Origin of the sequence: Arachidicoccus ginsenosidivorans, assembly GCF_007971385.1 — a bacterium.
GTDB classification, from domain to species: Bacteria; Bacteroidota; Bacteroidia; order Chitinophagales; family Chitinophagaceae; genus Arachidicoccus; species Arachidicoccus ginsenosidivorans.
In genome coordinates this window covers 5,262,829-5,279,842 of the sequence record NZ_CP042434.1, presented here as the reverse complement: position 1 = coordinate 5,279,842, position 17,014 = coordinate 5,262,829, and the positions used below count along the sequence as shown (strand labels likewise).

General features: G+C 38.9%; 12 protein-coding genes. 10 read left to right on the top strand and 2 right to left on the bottom strand.

All coding sequences use genetic code 11. The annotated features are described in order from the left end of the window. Positions 1 to 82: 82 nt before the first annotated feature. Positions 83 to 970 (bottom strand): AraC family transcriptional regulator, encoded by an 888-nt coding sequence (locus FSB73_RS21150; protein ID WP_146786899.1) that lies wholly within the window; start codon positions 968 to 970, stop codon positions 83 to 85. Positions 971 to 1,163: 193 nt separating this feature from the next. On the opposite strand from FSB73_RS21150, the gene FSB73_RS21145 reads away from it, so the two are divergent. From FSB73_RS21145 to FSB73_RS21135, 3 genes are all read left to right on the top strand, one after another. After that, complete coding sequence (locus FSB73_RS21145) at positions 1,164 to 2,051, top strand: phytanoyl-CoA dioxygenase family protein (protein ID WP_146786896.1); 888 nt, start codon at positions 1,164 to 1,166, stop codon at positions 2,049 to 2,051. A 28-nt stretch (positions 2,052 to 2,079) separates the two neighbouring features. After that, positions 2,080 to 3,012, top strand: a complete 933-nt coding sequence (locus FSB73_RS21140; protein WP_146786893.1) for a phytanoyl-CoA dioxygenase family protein — start codon at positions 2,080 to 2,082, stop codon at positions 3,010 to 3,012. Between the two features lie 114 nt (positions 3,013 to 3,126). Beyond that, a complete protein-coding gene (locus FSB73_RS21135; RefSeq protein WP_146786889.1) occupies positions 3,127 to 3,861 on the top strand; it encodes a GntR family transcriptional regulator in 735 nt (244 codons plus the stop codon). A gap of 64 nt (positions 3,862 to 3,925) precedes the next feature. Here the strand turns inward: FSB73_RS21135 and endOF3 are convergent, their stop codons facing one another. Further along, positions 3,926 to 5,815, bottom strand: coding sequence for an endo-beta-N-acetylglucosaminidase F3 (gene endOF3, locus FSB73_RS23395; RefSeq protein ID WP_158639647.1), 1,890 nt, complete (start codon positions 5,813 to 5,815; stop codon positions 3,926 to 3,928). A gap of 1,062 nt (positions 5,816 to 6,877) precedes the next feature. On the opposite strand from endOF3, the gene FSB73_RS25830 reads away from it, so the two are divergent. The 7 genes from FSB73_RS25830 (at position 6,878) to FSB73_RS21100 (ending at position 17,011) form a co-directional block, all read left to right on the top strand. Beyond that, positions 6,878 to 7,567, top strand: coding sequence for a carboxypeptidase-like regulatory domain-containing protein (locus FSB73_RS25830; RefSeq protein ID WP_225974240.1), 690 nt, complete (start codon positions 6,878 to 6,880; stop codon positions 7,565 to 7,567). 38 nt (positions 7,568 to 7,605) lie between these two features. After that, on the top strand, positions 7,606 to 10,077 hold the full coding sequence (locus FSB73_RS21125; protein ID WP_262712407.1) for a SusC/RagA family TonB-linked outer membrane protein: 2,472 nt from the start codon (positions 7,606 to 7,608) through the stop codon (positions 10,075 to 10,077). A gap of 78 nt (positions 10,078 to 10,155) precedes the next feature. Further along, entirely contained in the window at positions 10,156 to 11,955 is a 1,800-nt protein-coding gene (locus FSB73_RS21120; protein WP_225974239.1) for a RagB/SusD family nutrient uptake outer membrane protein, read from the top strand. A 25-nt stretch (positions 11,956 to 11,980) separates the two neighbouring features. Continuing rightward, positions 11,981 to 12,529 carry a DUF5018-related domain-containing protein gene (locus FSB73_RS21115; protein ID WP_146786883.1) on the top strand — a complete coding sequence of 183 codons (549 nt, stop codon included), beginning with the start codon at positions 11,981 to 11,983 and terminating at the stop codon, positions 12,527 to 12,529. Between the two features lie 194 nt (positions 12,530 to 12,723). Next, positions 12,724 to 14,493: a glycoside hydrolase family 2 protein gene (locus tag FSB73_RS21110; protein ID WP_146786879.1), complete on the top strand. Its 1,770-nt coding sequence runs from the start codon at positions 12,724 to 12,726 to the stop codon at positions 14,491 to 14,493. Between the two features lie 35 nt (positions 14,494 to 14,528). Then, positions 14,529 to 15,644, top strand: a complete 1,116-nt coding sequence (locus FSB73_RS21105) for a hypothetical protein (protein ID WP_146786875.1) — start codon at positions 14,529 to 14,531, stop codon at positions 15,642 to 15,644. 374 nt (positions 15,645 to 16,018) lie between these two features. Continuing rightward, positions 16,019 to 17,011: a metallophosphoesterase family protein gene (locus FSB73_RS21100; RefSeq protein WP_146786872.1), complete on the top strand. Its 993-nt coding sequence runs from the start codon at positions 16,019 to 16,021 to the stop codon at positions 17,009 to 17,011. Positions 17,012 to 17,014 lie beyond the last annotated feature (3 nt).

The window sequence follows — 17,014 nt, the reverse complement described above, 5'->3', positions numbered from 1 at the left end:
TAATTAAAGATTGTTTGAATATGTTTGTAATTTTGTTAACCTGCTATTTTTTGAGAATAGGTAAAAGAAGAGTTCCAATAATCTATTCTAAGGCAATACCAATATTAGTTCCCCTGCTGATTCGCGCAGGATCAAAAGATTTTCTATAATGTAAGGGCGTCATTTTTTTAATTTTTAAAAACTGTTTATGAAAATTGGCCAACGTATTATATCCACTTTCATAACAAATTTCCAATACAGAATTCTCCGTTTCTATTAATAATCGGCAGGCATAACCTACCCTGATTTCACTTAAGTAGGTGATATATGTCTTTTGCGTGCTTCGTTTAAAAAAATTGCAAAAAGCCGGAATACTCATGCAGGCTATATCAGCAACATCTGCAAGGGTGATACTTTCCTTGAAATTTTCGATCGTATATTTAAATACCTTGTCTATTTGGGAATTTAATTTGCCGGATGTTGGCTTTATTTCACCTTTGGAGACTATGTGGAATGCTTTGCTGCCAGCAATTAACTCAAGGCACTGACCTAACAGCAGTACTCTACTAAAGCCACTGGCTTTTTCTAGTGTTTCTATCAGGCTATTTAATTCAACTTTGATTTCGTTGGTAATTTTTAACCCTTGTCCAGAAATTGTAAATAGCTGACGTAGAGTGTCACATTCAGGCATTTGTAAAAAACCTTCACCCCAGAAATCCTCCCTGAATTGAACTACGATGGCACTAGTAATTAATTCAGAGGAATGTTTTTGAAACGTATGTGGAAGATTGGTGCCTAGAAAGTAAATATCCCCGGACTCAAACTCACCGACATGGTTACCGATAAAACTCAGACCTGAACCCTCTAAAAATAAAATAAGTTCAAATTCTATATGTTGGTGCCACCCCACCTCAAATAGGGGTGTTCTAAAGACTTCAGCTACAAATGAGTTGCTGGCTTTTATAGGAAGCTTTTGGATTTTGGGCTTCATAATTGAACGATATTGGGCAATTTATAAAAATTATTGTATAATAAATATTAAAATAGTTTATTTTTTACAGAAAAAAGTACAACGAATTGCTGATTGGCTAATCTAATTTAGTGTTTTGGAAGCAACGGCAACAATGTTTGTCGATTTACCCGGTATTTATCTTCCTTTACCACTTAAAATCCTATAAGTTCTTATGAATATTGATCATGCTTATCTTACAAATGGCCATGTAAGCGAAGAAAATCTTGTTTTTTATACAGTGTATGGCTTTCTGATTGCACCAGGTGTTCTTTCAACATCAGAAATTGACGCATTAAGGAAAGAGACATTGGCCATATTTAAGGGGCAAAGAGGCGCGATAGAAGGGCTTTTGCCTATAAATGAAAATGCGTCCGATAAAGAAGTGTTGAATCGGTATGTGGCTATCCATTTTCCACATAAAATTTCTGCGCTCATTTATCAATTATTGTTTCAGCCCAAAGTCGTAGATATTTTGACCAAAATTGTTGGCCCAAATTTAAAGTGCATGCAAAGTATGCTATTTGTAAAAGGTCCAGGAAAGGCTGGACAAAGTTGGCATCAGGATGAATATTATATCCCGACACGTGATAAATCCCTGGTAGGTGCCTGGATGGCCATTGACGATGCAACCGTTGAAAACGGCTGCCTTTGGATCCGTCCTGGAAGACCCGGAAGTATCCTTGCCCGCGTCCCAATTAAAAGTGAGGAGTATGCAGACGTAGACAGTGTGGATTTAACCCAGGTTAAAAGCGAAGCAGCATTACCCGTTGAAGTTAAAAGTGGCAGTGTCATTTTATTCAATGGTTATACATTGCATAGTTCATTGAAAAATAAAACATTAGATCGGTTCAGGTTGACGCTTGTTCTTCATTACATGAGCGCAGACTCAATGTTGCCATGGGACCAGGATGGTAAATTGCCGCCTACAGAAGATCTTAGGGATATTGTTCATATTGCAGGGTTGGATGCTTATGCTTGGAAGGGGACAGTAGATCTTAACCGGCCATATCTTCGACCTGAAATATTAAATATTAAAAAAGGAGGCACTGACCTTGAATAATAGTTTTTATTAATATAAATATCCGGCTATGGAAGCAGTACGCCCTATTTCTGGACAATTAAATGGAAGCCATCCTTATCAGATTCCTGGATTATTTGACCAACCCCAAAATGCGACGGACTGGGGAAAGTATATTATACCTGACTGGCAGTTAGCTTTTTTTGAAAGAAACGGTTTTGTTAGTGGGATTCAATTAATAGATGAGCAAGTATTGCACCTTATAAATCACTTGTTGGCAAATGTCAAAACAGTACAAGCCAGCTTCCTTCCCGAAATAGTTTTCCATTCCCCGGCTTATCGTATGGCGGCTTATCAGCTACTGGGTAAATCCTTTTGTTTTTTCCATGGAAACACGCTTAGTGGTATAAACTCTGATATAGAAGGAAGGCCCTTTCAACAGGATTTTAGTTATGGATGGTCTGAATGGCCGATGCGGCATTTAAGTTGTCAGGTTGAGCTGGAAGATGTAAATGAGCTTAATGGCTGTACCTATTATGTGCAAGGAAGCCATAAATTTGGTCTGCTGCCAATAAAAGCTGCCACATGTTCAATCGAAACCGTAAAATCGGTTTTATCCACTAAGCAGTTGACCAATTTTGACCGAAAATGCGCCAGTAAATTAAGAAAACGCTGCACCAGTTTTTATCACCCATTGACCCTCCACGGCGCTTATCTAAATATTACTAAAAAGGCTGGAGTTGTGATCGAAATAAACGCCACAGATTGTCAAAACAGGATGGTTATGCCAAAGTTCAAGGTGGCATCGAGCCGAAACGAAACCCATTTTCGTCAGGCAGTATCTAACTTATTTACTGAGATGGTAAATGAGTGCTCCTTTGAGCCGTCCTTAACACTACTTTTTGATGCAGACAAGCAGTTTTGGGATCTGGGCCTAAGTATTCCAAAGGTGGATTTACAGAGAATGTATGCACTAAACATGATGAGTCCTGCCTTACAGTGAATATGATTATTTCCATCCGCAAAGGTTACTTTAAGCCTAAAAGAAGGACTGGGTTATAATGCACTTAATGAGGTAAGAAAACCGTCCACTTAATTTTTTTGAACTAAAAATAACATGATGACCTTAGAAATTGATCACAAAAGTCCAATGCCATTGCATATTCAAGTGGAGGCTTTACTTCGTACATTAATCAATTCTCCAATGTATCAAGATGGAGCGCTACTTCCAAAAGAAATCGAGCTCAGCAATCGACTTGGCGTGTCTAGAAATACCATCAGACAAGCAACGAATAAACTAGTATTAGAAGGCCTGTTAACGCGCAAAAAAAGGGTTGGGTCAAAAGCGTCCAATAATAATAAGCCAACTAAAGGAAAAGCGCATTGGTATAGCTTTACCCAGGAGATGAATCAAAAAGGGCTAAAGGTAATAAATAGGTCATTAGTGGTTGATAGGGTAGCAGTGGACAACAAATTAGCCGCTTTTTTTAAAATAGACTTTGGCCAAAAGGTGCTAATGCGTTCAAAATTAATGGGTACTGAAAATCATCCGATTGTATATTTTGAAAGTTATTTTCATCCGAGTCTCCCTGTAAATGAAAAGGATGATGTTGTAATCCCATTTTACGATCTGCTTGAAAGTAAATACGGGATTGTTGTGGGCAGATCTACTGAACATATCCGTGCGCAAATAGCAGGTAAATATGCCAGAAAACTGAATATTGCTAAGGCAGATTCAGTTTTATTTCGGGAAAGGTTTGTATTTGATAGCAAAGGCCTGCCAATAGCTTATAATATCGGGTGTTTCAGCTCAGATAAATATGTTTATACATTGGACATTAAAAAGGTTTAATTTTTTATAAAATTGAGGAGTTAATAAGGATTAAATTGACTTTAAAGTGACCATTTTTAGCCTTTTATTTTGGTTGTTTTGCTTTGATTAAAGCATGAAAGATTGGAAATCCTAAAGCTGCATCACCGGATATTTGATATTCACCGGTGTGGATGGAATGGGGTTGTCCAGGTAGTTTTATTTGTCCCAATTCCGATGCGATTTTAACTGCACGGTTAATATCACCGTATTGATGGAAGCCATTGGCAATAACATCAGGGTTCTCATCCCAACCATCTGGAGATCTGGAAGCATTTAAAGTAAAAAATAACTGGTCAGCCTTAAAATAAGGTGCATAACGTACATACGCCTTTGTGATACTGGCGCTGTCATACCAATTGTAAGCCTGCATGATAACCTGGTCAAAATAAGGGTAGGTCGCCGGGATAATATAGCCAGGTTTTGGGCCTCTGTCTATGATCAATAATTTTCCAGATCCTGATTTTGGTCCAAAATATTTGCCAAGTGCTCTGATAAAGCCAGTGGCATGACTAATATTTTCAGGGCTAGGTTTGCTTATAGTATAGGCAGAACTATCCTCATTTAACTGTACATTGTATGCAGCGGCCTCCCCACCGTAGCCATCTTCTATATCCAGATCGATGCCATCCAAATGCCAGTCATCTATTACCCGTTTTTTGATCGTAGCAGCAAAGGTCGCCGGGTCAGTGATTGCTCCAAACGAAAAGGCTTTATGATAGACGCTTGGAGGAATATTGTATTTGCCTTTATGAGCACTAGTACCTCTCTGGCCCATGATGGTTGCAATAACTTTAATGCCTCTTTGCTGTAATCGATGTGCCTGATTCAAAATACTGTCCCAGCTGTAACCTTGCATGATGATATGCGTTGTGTCCAGAGCGACCTCAGGTCTTGCGTCCAGTTCAAGTAAAAACAAATGCACTTGATCTAATCCGTCTGGTAGGCTATCCAATGGTATTTTTATGGAATTGAATCCTCCCCACCAGGCCATTGTTCTTGATTTTGAAATTTGTGTCTGATTTGATTGCGTATTTTGGTCGTTTTGTTTGACGGCCTTTTTTACTGCATTGGCGGCCGAAGTATCTGAATTGTAAGTATAGATCATCATTCCACCTTTTGATCCTTGCTTGGGGATCCATTTGGCAACTTGGATATCTGATGCCAATGATTTGCCTCCTTCAATATAGGCTCCGAATACCATCTTGGCGGGGGGAAGGTGATTGCCTGAGACGATGTAATTCATCATGCGTTGCGTAACTGCTGTATCCCGGTCGTAGGATTGCAGCTGAAAATAATTAAAACATCGGCCATAATTCTCAACAATCTTATTCCAAGCTAATACATCCAGTCCAGAGGCAATTTGCAATTGTTGACCAGGTATACTGGCTTTGGTGCCAAAGTATTTGGTGAGGGATTTTATGACATTTAAATAGGATGTATTAGCTTCCATACTGCCGGTGTACCATCTTTTGTATCCTGTCTCATCATATCCTGGAAATGGGGGCAGTAGGTCAGGTTGCTTTCCTTTATGCTCCACATCCAGGCTAATACCATTTAAGTGGAGCTTATCAATCAATAATGATTTTAAAGTGTCGGCAAATGCAATGGCTGAGGAAAAGCCATCTGGTTTTTCGGTTTGCCAGCTAGCCTGATCATCAATATTTTGCAGAACAAGGATGCCTCTTTTTTGAAGTGATCTGATCTGCTCAAATAAATCCTGATAGGATTCAAAGCCTTGCATCATACCGGTACCTGCGGACAATTTAGTAGTATCCAATAAGTTGTAATACTTCAAACCAAATAAAATAACCATATCCACGCCTTCTGGTATATCCCTTAATTTGAACTCTGGATTTCTGCCATCCGTAATAAAATAGGCAATGCATACTTGGTTGGACCTGTCTGGTTGTTTCTTTTTGGTTTGTGTTAACATCAACGTATGTATTGGCAATAGCCTTTTAAAGCTAGCGGCCTTTACATTGTTATTGCAGGCTATTTTCAGCAAACTTATTATACAAAGTCCTAAGACAATACCGAAAAAGAGGGTGTACTTGGGTTTACGGTTGGGAGCCATTAGCAGATCGTTTTATTTTAGTCGTTAGTTGTTGTATTTCGTTTGTCTTTAATTGATGTTCTTGAGAAAAACATTGATTTTTTAGGGGTGCTTGTCGCTTCAAATATCGGTTTAAATAATAAAAAGACCAAGTGTTTTTTAGCAAGATAAATTGGCCTGTTTGATCGATTAAAACAAATCTGGTGTTTTGTTTAGTCAAGCCTAACCAAGTTCGTTGTTTCTGATCATGTTACTTCAATAATATGCCCTTGATCGGGCTCGGAACCTAAGTGCTATTGACCCTTTGCTAATTCCAAAGTATCCTAAATAGGTGATTTTGTTTTTAAAACGACTTTTCTAACAAATAATAATAATAGAATAATTGTTCTTCTTGAGTTTAAGTTATAAACGCACACTATAGGCAAAGGAATTGATTTTAAGTGAGTAATGATCAGCCATGGCCATTAAATATTTTTTATTGTTTTTAAATATTTCAAGAGAAATGTCAATGTGTAAGAATGTTATAATTGTTTTAAAGATCGTTATATAAGTTTTAGTAGGTGCTTATGGTTGCTTTTATCTTTGTGTTAACATTATAAAGAAGGACTATATTATGTAGGTCGACCATATAGTTTCATGAGGAAGGTGATAGTGATTGTCTTATGGAGGATATTATTTTTTCTAGATTAAATAATTTAAATGATTAGTATGATATGCCCTATTTTTTAATTTAAACATTGCGCTTATGTGGTAATCCATTTACAGATCTTTTGAAGTTCAATGTAGGACTTAGGATGAGTGAATTCAGGTTGCATTGCAAAGATAAATACGGTACAAATTCATGGCAATTCTAAAGCTGCAATCGCTATTAAATTTTTCAGGAGACTCGAAGAAAAGAGGCGCTTCTGGAAGGTATTAGGATATTATTTAAATAAAACTGAAATGAAACGAATGAAAAAAGGGACTATTGGTGTTCATTATAGCGCAGATAATTCTATACTGACCAAAAGTTTAGGTATTAGGCTGCTGTTGCTGCCTATTTTATTGTCCACTTCTGTCATCTTCGCTGAGAGAATACCCGCTTCTGGTGAAAATCTGTTTAATGTTGAAAATGTGCTGAACGGTTACGATGGATATAACGGGTATGCAGCATTAAAGGCGGACACGACGATTATTATTCAGGGGACAGTTTATGGACAAGACGAGCTTCCACTATCAAGTGCCACTATTGTAGATAAGCGCAGTCCGAATAAAGGAACCTTTACAGATAAAAATGGTAAGTTTAAATTATCTGTTGAGCCCAACAGCATACTGGTGATCAACCATGTAAATCACTTAAGCAGTGAAATTGTGGTTGGAACCCAGAGCCATATCTTAAATGTGTATTTGAAGGAAGGAACCCAACAATTGGAGGAGGTTGTAGTAGTGGGTTTTGGTACGACCAGTATCCGTAAAAATACAACTGCAGTTACCTCGGTGAATACTAAAGCTGTAAAAGATATTCCATTTGGAGATATGGGATCTGCTCTGCAGGGTAGAGTGGCTGGGGTAATCGTTCAGCAGGGATCTGCTGAGCCTGGGCAAAATGGTGCCAGCATTTCTATTAGGGTAATGGTGAGCCCCTCTATGTAATAGACGGGTTTATTTCCAGTAGAGCTCGTTTTTTAACCTTGAATAAAGCAGATATTAAATCAATGACTGTATTAAAAGACGCTGCTTCCACAGCTGTTTATGGGATGAATGCGGGCAATGGTGTTATTGTTGTTACTACTAAAAAAGGGGAGGCAGGTATTCTGATTGTTGATTACCAGGCCAATTTTGCTTTTAATACCCCTTCCTATGCGCCAAAAAGGATGAATGCTTATCAGTATGCGATGGCCATTAATAATTTGGACGATGCATTAGGTCAGGGAAAGTATGCTTTTAAGACTGCTGAGGAAATGCAGGAAATCGCACAAAACCTGAATAAATACACAAACTGGGAGAATACATTGCTTAGAAACTATGCACCGCAACAAGAGCATACCGTTTCCTTAAGTGGAGGTTCTGAGCGACTACGATTTTTTGGAAGTTTAAATGCCCTGAGTCAGGGAGGCCTTTATAAAGGCAATTCATTGAGTTATAATCGGTATAATTACAGGTCCAATGTTAGTAGTCGATTTGATAAAATTGGGTTGACGATAGATTTAGATGTAAATGGAACAGTTAGCGATGAGAAATATCCGCCAGCGGGAGCCTATACAATTTATTCCAGACTGGAAGATCGTAATCCATTTGAAAAACCATTTACCGATTCAGGGCTCATCTCCAATCAATTTGATAATCCTGCGCTACAGCTATTTAGTCCCGGTTATATAAAATTAAGGACGGTTTATAATCAACTTTCAGGTTCTTTGAAATGGGCGGTGCCCAATGTTACGGGATTAAGTTTTGCTTTTAATGGCAATTACAATATCCAGACCCAGGACAGGGTTGATTGGATACAGACGGCCACTTATTATGATGAAGCTGGTAATGCGACACATGAAGACCCTGGAAATATCAGCATTAACCGGTCGAGTTTTATGACCAGTCAATATGATTTTAATATTCGGGCTGATTATATCAGATCATTTGGTTCCATGCATAATCTAGAAGGGACCATTGTCCATACTAGACAGCATTATTATTCCAATTCATTGTCTTCAGGATCAAGGGGATTTAATTCCACTGAAATTCATCAGATACAAAATGGAGATGCTAGTACCATTACGGGGTCCAATTCGGAAGGTATGCAGGCCAGTATGGGGTATGTCGGAAGACTGCATTATGATTATAACAGGCGTTATATGGTAGAATTTGCTGGCAGGTATGATGGATCAGATAATTTTGCACCAGGAAAAAGATGGGGGTTTTTCCCGTCTGTGTCAGGAGGCTGGGCTATTTCAGAAGAAAAGTTTTTTGAAGGCATAAAGAGTAGTAAGATACTAAACTACCTTAAATTAAGGGGGTCCTATGGGGAGATTGGTTTAAACAATGTGGATCATTCCCTCTATGCCTATCTACCCACTTATAATTATAACGCCAATGGCTATGTCGTCGATGGAAATTTAGTCAATACGGTATCACCAGGACCTACGCCCAGTGTTAACATGACCTGGTATACCCGCACTAAATATGATATGGGAATCGACTTTTTTATGTTCAATAATAAAATAGAGGGTACGGTGGACTGGTTCTTTGAAAAGACCAAAGGCTACCTTTCTGCAAATAAGTTTCGCTATACAGCGCCTTTAGGCTATGATTTACCTTTAATCGTTTCACAGGCTGAAGACCGGTTACAGGGACTGGACGGTTCCTTGAAGTATTCAACCAAAATTGGTCAGATAAATCTATCTACAGGATTTAACTTTACCTATTACCAATCGATTGCCTTTAAAACCAATGAAGACAGTCTCACATTGCTAAATCCAAGAATCAGAAATCAGGGAAACGAAAGTCATTATGTGGGTACAGGTTATATAGGAACAAAGTTTTATACGACACCTGAACAAATACTGAATAATCCCAAACGAACCACCGCCAGAGATTTAAGACCAGGAGATTTATGGTATCAAGATGTCAATGGTGACGGGAAAATAGACGGACAGGACCAAGTGCGATTTGGTCATAATTCTTCGCCAACGTTTGTTTTTGGTTTTGACGTAGGAGCACAATTAAAAGGCTGGAATCTTTTGGCGAATATTCAGGGAACGGGTGCCAGGGAAACCTATATGAGTACAGTAGCCATGGGGGCAGAAGGGGAACGACGTCTGGACTTTCAATTTCAAAATGATAATTGGTCGGCTCAAAATACCCAGGCAACTTTCCCACGTCCAGGCAACGCTAGCATGAATGATAATAATAATTATGTCTCTTCGGATTTTTGGGCCAGAAAATCTAATTATGTGAGGCTCAAATCTTTGACACTATCCTATGACTTTAAATATGAAACATTTAGAAAATTAGACTGGCTGCACCATCTCAACATATTTGTTTCTGGTGTCAATTTAATAGCCATTGGGCCATCTGTAAAGTATGGTGATCCTGAAGCGAATAATTTTGATGGATACGCTTATCCGATGATGAAAACTTATTCCATTGGTTTTCAATTAGGTTTCTAACACTAATAATATGATAATGAAAAAAATATATTCTTTCTGATCTGTCTGAGCTTTCTAATTTCCTCTTGCAAACATTACTTGGATACGGAACCGTATGACAAAATTACCGGTGAACAAACCTGGAGCAGTGAAAACCTGACTACTGCCTTTATTTATCAACTATATGCAGATGTCTTGGGAAATGATTCATGGATGGCCGCCTATGCATCTCCTAATGCTGCTAGGTCAGAAAGCTGTACAAAAAATGCCATGACAGGGACTTTAAATAGTGCTTATTGGTCCCGTGACAGGGCAGAACTCATGAGTAAGACAGATAATTATGGTTGGTTGGATTACGGGCTTTTATGGCGTATTCATACGGCTATGGCCAATATTCAGGCCAGCAATACGTTCTCTGATGAATTCAAAAAAAGGGCAATGGGAGAACTGCATTTTTTGCGTGCAGCACATTATTTTATGTATGCGAAACAATATGGTGGTCTTCAAATTATTGATAAAATCCTTACCTTGGACGATGATCTGCAAATTCCTAGGGCATCCATAAAAGATACCTATGATTTTATTATATCGGATTTAGAGGATGCGGCTGGGACATTACCTGCAACTGCTGAGCGGGGTAGGGCTAGCTCAAGTGCCGCTAATGCATTACTAATGCGTGTTGGGCTACAGGCAGCGGCTTATGTCGATGGCGGAATAGCCAACAGTACCTATTATGATAAGGTCATTAAGTCTGGTCAGGCGCTAGGGCTAAATGCGGAAGGTTCACAGTTAAGCCCTTATGCGGATATGTTTCGGTCTTATGAAACGGCCATTGCTTCCAAGGAAATTATCTTAGGCAGGGAGCGCAATAAAACAAACTCTTCTCTGTACGATACGCCTATGCAATATCAGGGATTATGGTCTACGGGAAAATTTTCCGCCTATGCCCAACAACATTTTCCAATTAGTGTGACCATGAATTTCTGGGGAATGGATGGTGGTGCATGGCCAACACAGGATCTTGTGGATGATTATTTGGTGGCAGACGTTGATGGTACTATCAGGCAGTGGGATAAAGCCTCTTATGTTTCCACAGGGAAAAATGTCGATGAAAAAATGTATTTCAGCGATACAAAGAAAAGAGACCAAAGATTCTACGCTTCCATTTTGTACGATAGTTGTTTGTATTTTGATAATCAGGTGAGGGTCTTTTTCAGAAGAGACGGCAATGTGAGTAATGCGAACAGCAAAATTAATGAAGGATCCGAACAAGAATATGGCTATAAGGCGGGAAATACAGAAAATTATAATTCTTCCACAGGTTATTGCATGTTGAAATATTTCTACGATAAAGTCGTGAGTTTACCTAGCCCCTCAGATCAAAAACTGGATTATTTATATGTTGTCCTTCGATATGGGGAGGCTTATCTGAATATGGCGGAGGCCTATCTTATGAAAGGAGACTTTGAAGCTGCTAAAAAATATATTGCACCTACAATGATTAAGCATGGTGGTTTTAATGCGGATAAGGTAATGGCTTATCTTACTCCTTTGACAGGTAATAATTGGGGTAATACGCTATTTGAAGCCTATAAAAAAGAACGCAATGTAGAGATGGTTTATGAGGATAATGATTATTATTGGTCATTGTTGCGATGGGGTATGAGAACTTCCGGTGGAGTGAAAGACGGCCGTTATGTTAATAGTGGGTATGTCATCCCGGAACTCCAAGGTGCGCTACGAGGAATACGGATTTCAAGGGACGGCAAATCATATTCTTTTTTTACGGATAATAATGCGGTTGGTGAAGCTCGTTTCTCTCCTAAACGTTATCTTTTGCCCATTAATGAAACATTTCGGTTACAATCAGGTGTGGCGCAAAATCCAGGATGGGAATAGTTTTTAAATTTAAAAATAAATATATATGAATAAGTTTGTAAACGGATTTTTCTGCTCCTTGGTATTGGGGACCTGCTTACTTTTTTCAAGTTGTTTGAAAAGCGGCATGGAAAACCTGGTTAACTCCAGCGATAAATTGCTTACGACGGTTGATTATACCTATAGATTCTTGTATAACGATACACTGCAAAAAGGTACAGCCAGTGAGCAAATAATGGAAGGTAGAGTCTGTGAAGTGCTTTTCTATAAAAATGTGGAGAAAATTGACCAGGATGGAATGACTGGATTTAGAACAACCCTGACTTATGATCAAAATTCTGTTTTAAAAGCCGGGCCAACAGGTTCTGTATCCAAACAAATGCTTTTCAAGCAGTTTGAGAATTTAATTCAAAAGGATCAATTAAGTAAGTTATGGGTGTACATGACTATTTCCGATGCGGCGACGATCAGTCCCAAGGGAGATGCACCTACCTTAGGCGAAGCGGGGGATTTTACAAATGATCAGATTTACACAGTTAGGGCGGCAGATGGTTCTTCCCAGGATTATCTTATTGAGACGGTAAAAGGTTTTTAGAATTTAATTTATAAAATGAACAATGCTTTTGGAGATTTTTGAAAACAGGTTTTGTTCACCAGTTATTGTTATTTTTTCAACCTTACAATCCGAAAATAACCATAAATTATTTTATTGCATCTTACAAAAGATGATCCTTGATGTAGAGCAGAAATGTTTTTTATTTTAATGGTTCTAAAATTTGAATATTAAAGATGAAGTTTAGGTTTACAGCAATTATCGCTTTTATATTTTTGATCTTTGGGCATGTTGTTCGTGCTCAAATACAGAAAATAGATTATACCACAACGGATCATGAGACCTTAAAAATCAATCGGATATCACCAGCAGCTTCTTCTCAGTCGGATAAGTTGTCGCTGGATGGCCAATGGCTGTTTTCTGAAAATGTCAATAAGGCGCCTTGTACCAAAGATATACAAGTCCCCGGGGAGTGGGTCATGCAAGGCTTTGAAGTGGCAAAAGATGCTTATGCAGGATATCAGAAAAGCTTTATGCTGCCCAAAAGTTGGAAAAACAAGCGGATAAAACTGCGTTTTGATGGTGTGTACAGTGAATCTGAAATTTGGCTGAATGGTCAGAAAACGGCCAGTCACTTGGGTGGATTTACTCCCTTTGAAGTGGACGTAACTCAATTTGTAAAATGGAGTGGCAATAATCAGTTGGTTGTCAAAGTCAAATGCAGTAGTCTGGCCGATTCACTGGCAAGTGGTTCTCAATATGCGGCTCACCCAATAGGAGGTATCACAAGAAAGGTTTATTTGGTCGCGATACCCAAAATAAACTTTGCATATGCTGATTTCAAAACCCAATTTGACAAAGATTATCAGAATGCAACGCTAAGTGCGGATATTATTATCGCCAATGAACAAAAGGCAAGTGAAAAGGATTTAAGTGTCAGGATGGAGTTATTTATGGCAGATGGAAAGACTAAAGTAATGGCAAAAAGTGCGAACATTCAAGCAGGTATAGAAAAAGGAGGCCTCCTGCAGCAAAATATTTCTTTTGAGGTACAAAAGCCAGAAAAGTGGGATCCTGAGCATCCTAATCTTTACATGGTTAAGCTGAGCATTATGGATGGCGATAAATTGGCGGATGTTATTTATAAAAGGATTGGGTTCAGGCAAATTGAAGTCAGGGGCAATCAGGTGTTTGTCAATGACAGGCCGATCAAACTTCGAGGCGTCTGCCATCATGAGACCATGCCACTTCGGGGCCGCTCGGTAAATGATAACATGTGGGAAAAAGATGTGGAACTATTTAGGGAAGCGAATGTAAATTATATGCGGACATCTCATTACCCGCCGCCCGAGGAATTAATAGATGCCTGTAACCGGCTGGGGATGTTTTTAGAGGTAGAAGCACCCTTTTGTTGGGCACATAACACACCGGTTCCTCTGGGCACACCTCTGTATCACACCTTACTAGTTGACCAAACCCTGGATATGGTCAATTATTTCAGATCAAATCCGTCTGTCCTTATTTGGTCCGTGGGCAATGAGTCCGAAAAATATAAAGAATATTTTAAAGAAACGGCCAAGTTGGTCAAAGCATTTGATCCGACACGTCCCCGCAATTTTAGCCAATGGGGGCCAGCGGCAGACGATGGAGACCTGGAAATTACCAATTATCATTATCCAGGTCCAGAAGGACCGGAGAAATTCAAAAACAGTAAGCGTCCGATAGTATTTGATGAATATGTTCATTTAAATGCTTATAACCGACAGGAGTTGGTCACTGATCCAGGGGTGCGTGACGCCTGGGGAATTGGCTTTAAATCAATGTGGGAAAGTATGTATCGCACGCCTGCTATACTAGGCGGGGCCATTTGGGCTGGTATTGATGATAGTTTTTTTCTGCCAGACGGAAAAGCGGTAGGATACGGCACCTGGGGCCGCTGGATGGGTGGCGTAGAAAAAAGCCTGAGTATTGGCATGTCAAAAAAGTCTATTCTCCGGTTAAAATAAAGCAACTCAGCAATTGGCAAAATGGTCAGATAAGCTTGCAATTAGAAAATAGAATGCTTTTCAGTAATCTGAGTGAGTGTAAAATACAATGGAGTTTAGCGGGACAAAATGGCTTCATACAGGTGGATGCAAAAAGAGATGCCAAGGTGACAACAAAAATTGCCATTGCAAAACAACCTTCGTCCAATGAGAAACTAATGATTAAAGTCTATGATCCTAGGGGTGTAATGATTGATATATACGCATTTAATGTTGTACCATCCATTGCAGAAAAGGCGAGTACCCAGGCAACAATAGCCTCCTGGAACTATGAACAGAAGGGCAATATACTCATGGCTTCGACTAGAAATCTTCAGGTTCAGGTTAATTTAGTATCCGGTGATATTGAAAAGGTTCGCTTTAAGGGTGACCGAATTTGGAATCATGGTCCCAGACTTATGATTCTGCCATTGAATGGTTGGGGAAATGGAACCCAAATGACTGGAGACAATTTAGATATTAAGCCATACACAGATGTTTGCAAGAACCGGATTGTAGAAGAAATTAAATTGGATAAATCCCTTAAAGAATTTACAGTAAGCATTAAGGAAAGTTATACAGAAGCTAAAGGAACAATTAGTTACCAATTCTTATCTGACGGGACCTTAAATGTTGGTTATAAATACACCGTTCAGAAAGATGTCAATCCACGTCAATGGGGATTTGTGTTTTCTTTACCAGAAAGTTTTCAACAGTTAGATTGGCAAAGAAATGGCTTGTGGACCTACTATCCAAAAGATCATATCGGTCGCGAGACGGGTACAGCCAAGCTTAGGTCAGATACGAAGATATCTGGTCCCGCGGGACCTCCAGTCTTACCAACCACAGCTTGGCGACTAGATAGAAATGGCTTGGGTACCAATGATTTCAGATCTACAAAAATGTATATTACGCAGGCAGATCTAACAAATGATACATCCTTCTTTAGTGTAATCTCTGATGGACACCAACACATCAGAGCCTGGCAAGAGCAAGGATCCATCAAAGCGTTAATCGCTGGGTATAGTAATATGGGCGGTGAAGGGTTTTTTAGGGGGCATGCAAGGAAAATGGACAAACCCTTAAACTCAGGAGATTTAGTAATGGATCATATTCAAATCAAGCTAAATTAGTATAGAAAGTAAGATATAGCAATTAAAGGAGTAATTGGCAAGCGTAATAGAAGAAAAATTAAGGTTGATGTTTGGGGATGTAAATCGACCGAATATCAACCTTTAGTTTTCTATTTTTTTTTGCCTAAAACAAACTTTCAGCGATTTCGTTTTAAAGTTCAATTTCTATATAAACCAGCAATTTCTTTATCCAATAAACAATAGTTAGAATGATTGTTTTATGTTAAAATATTGGCAGTTATGGGTAATTAATCACTTTTTTATTTAGTACTATGACTATAGTTTTGTGGACAGGGGCTTTATCTTTAATTGGGTGAATCCTTTTTAGTTTGTTGAAGCAATTGGAGCATAAAAATTTTAATTTTTCTTTATCCATGTCCGGAGCAATTTCACGCCGTCATTTTGTCAAAACAGTCCTGGTAACAGGCGTTGCGCTGCAAATTCCTGGTTATACATTGAGTATGTTTAGTCAAGGGGCAAAGACGACTAAAATAGGGATCATTACAGATTTACACCACGATGTAATTCACAATGGCCTTGAAAGATTAAAAGTCTTTGTGGATCACATGAAATCTGTTAAGCCAGATGCACTGTTACAAATGGGAGATTTGGCTTATCCGGATGTTAAAAACAAAGCGGTTATTGATCTTTTCAATAATGCCCATCCTGTAAGGATGCATGTTATTGGCAATCATGATACAGATGGTGGTCACACCAAAGAGCAGTGTATTGAATATTGGGGAATGCCTGCCAGGTATTATACCAATGACGTGAATGGCATCCGTTTTATTATTTTAGATGGGAACGAAAAAGGACCTGCCTACAAAAGTGGTTACCCATCCAATATAAATCAAGTTCAGGCCGATTGGCTGGAAGCGCAACTTCAAATGGCTGACAAACCCGTTGTCGTCATCAGCCATCAACCCCTTGCCGGTGCACTGGAAGTCGATAATGCAAGACAAATTCAGGGATTACTTTCCAGGTATTCTAAAAGGATATTAATTGCCATTAACGGTCATACGCACATTGATAGTCAGTATTTTATTGACGGGGTTCATTATATGCATATTAATTCAGCTTCCTACTTTTGGATGGGGGGCAAGTTTAAACACAATAGTTATGGAACCCAGATTCACAAAGAACATCCTTATATTTGCTATACTTGCCCCTACAAAGATGCACTTTATACCACCCTTACGGTTCATCCCAGTTCAGGTATTATCACAATTGAAGGATGCAGGTCTGAATGGGTAGGACCATCGCCTGAGGAACTGAACTATTTTAATAAGGATGCCATGGCTTTGCCAACAGAAATTGTCCCTTGGATAAATAAAAGACATTTTAAACATAAAGTCAGAAACATTTAAATC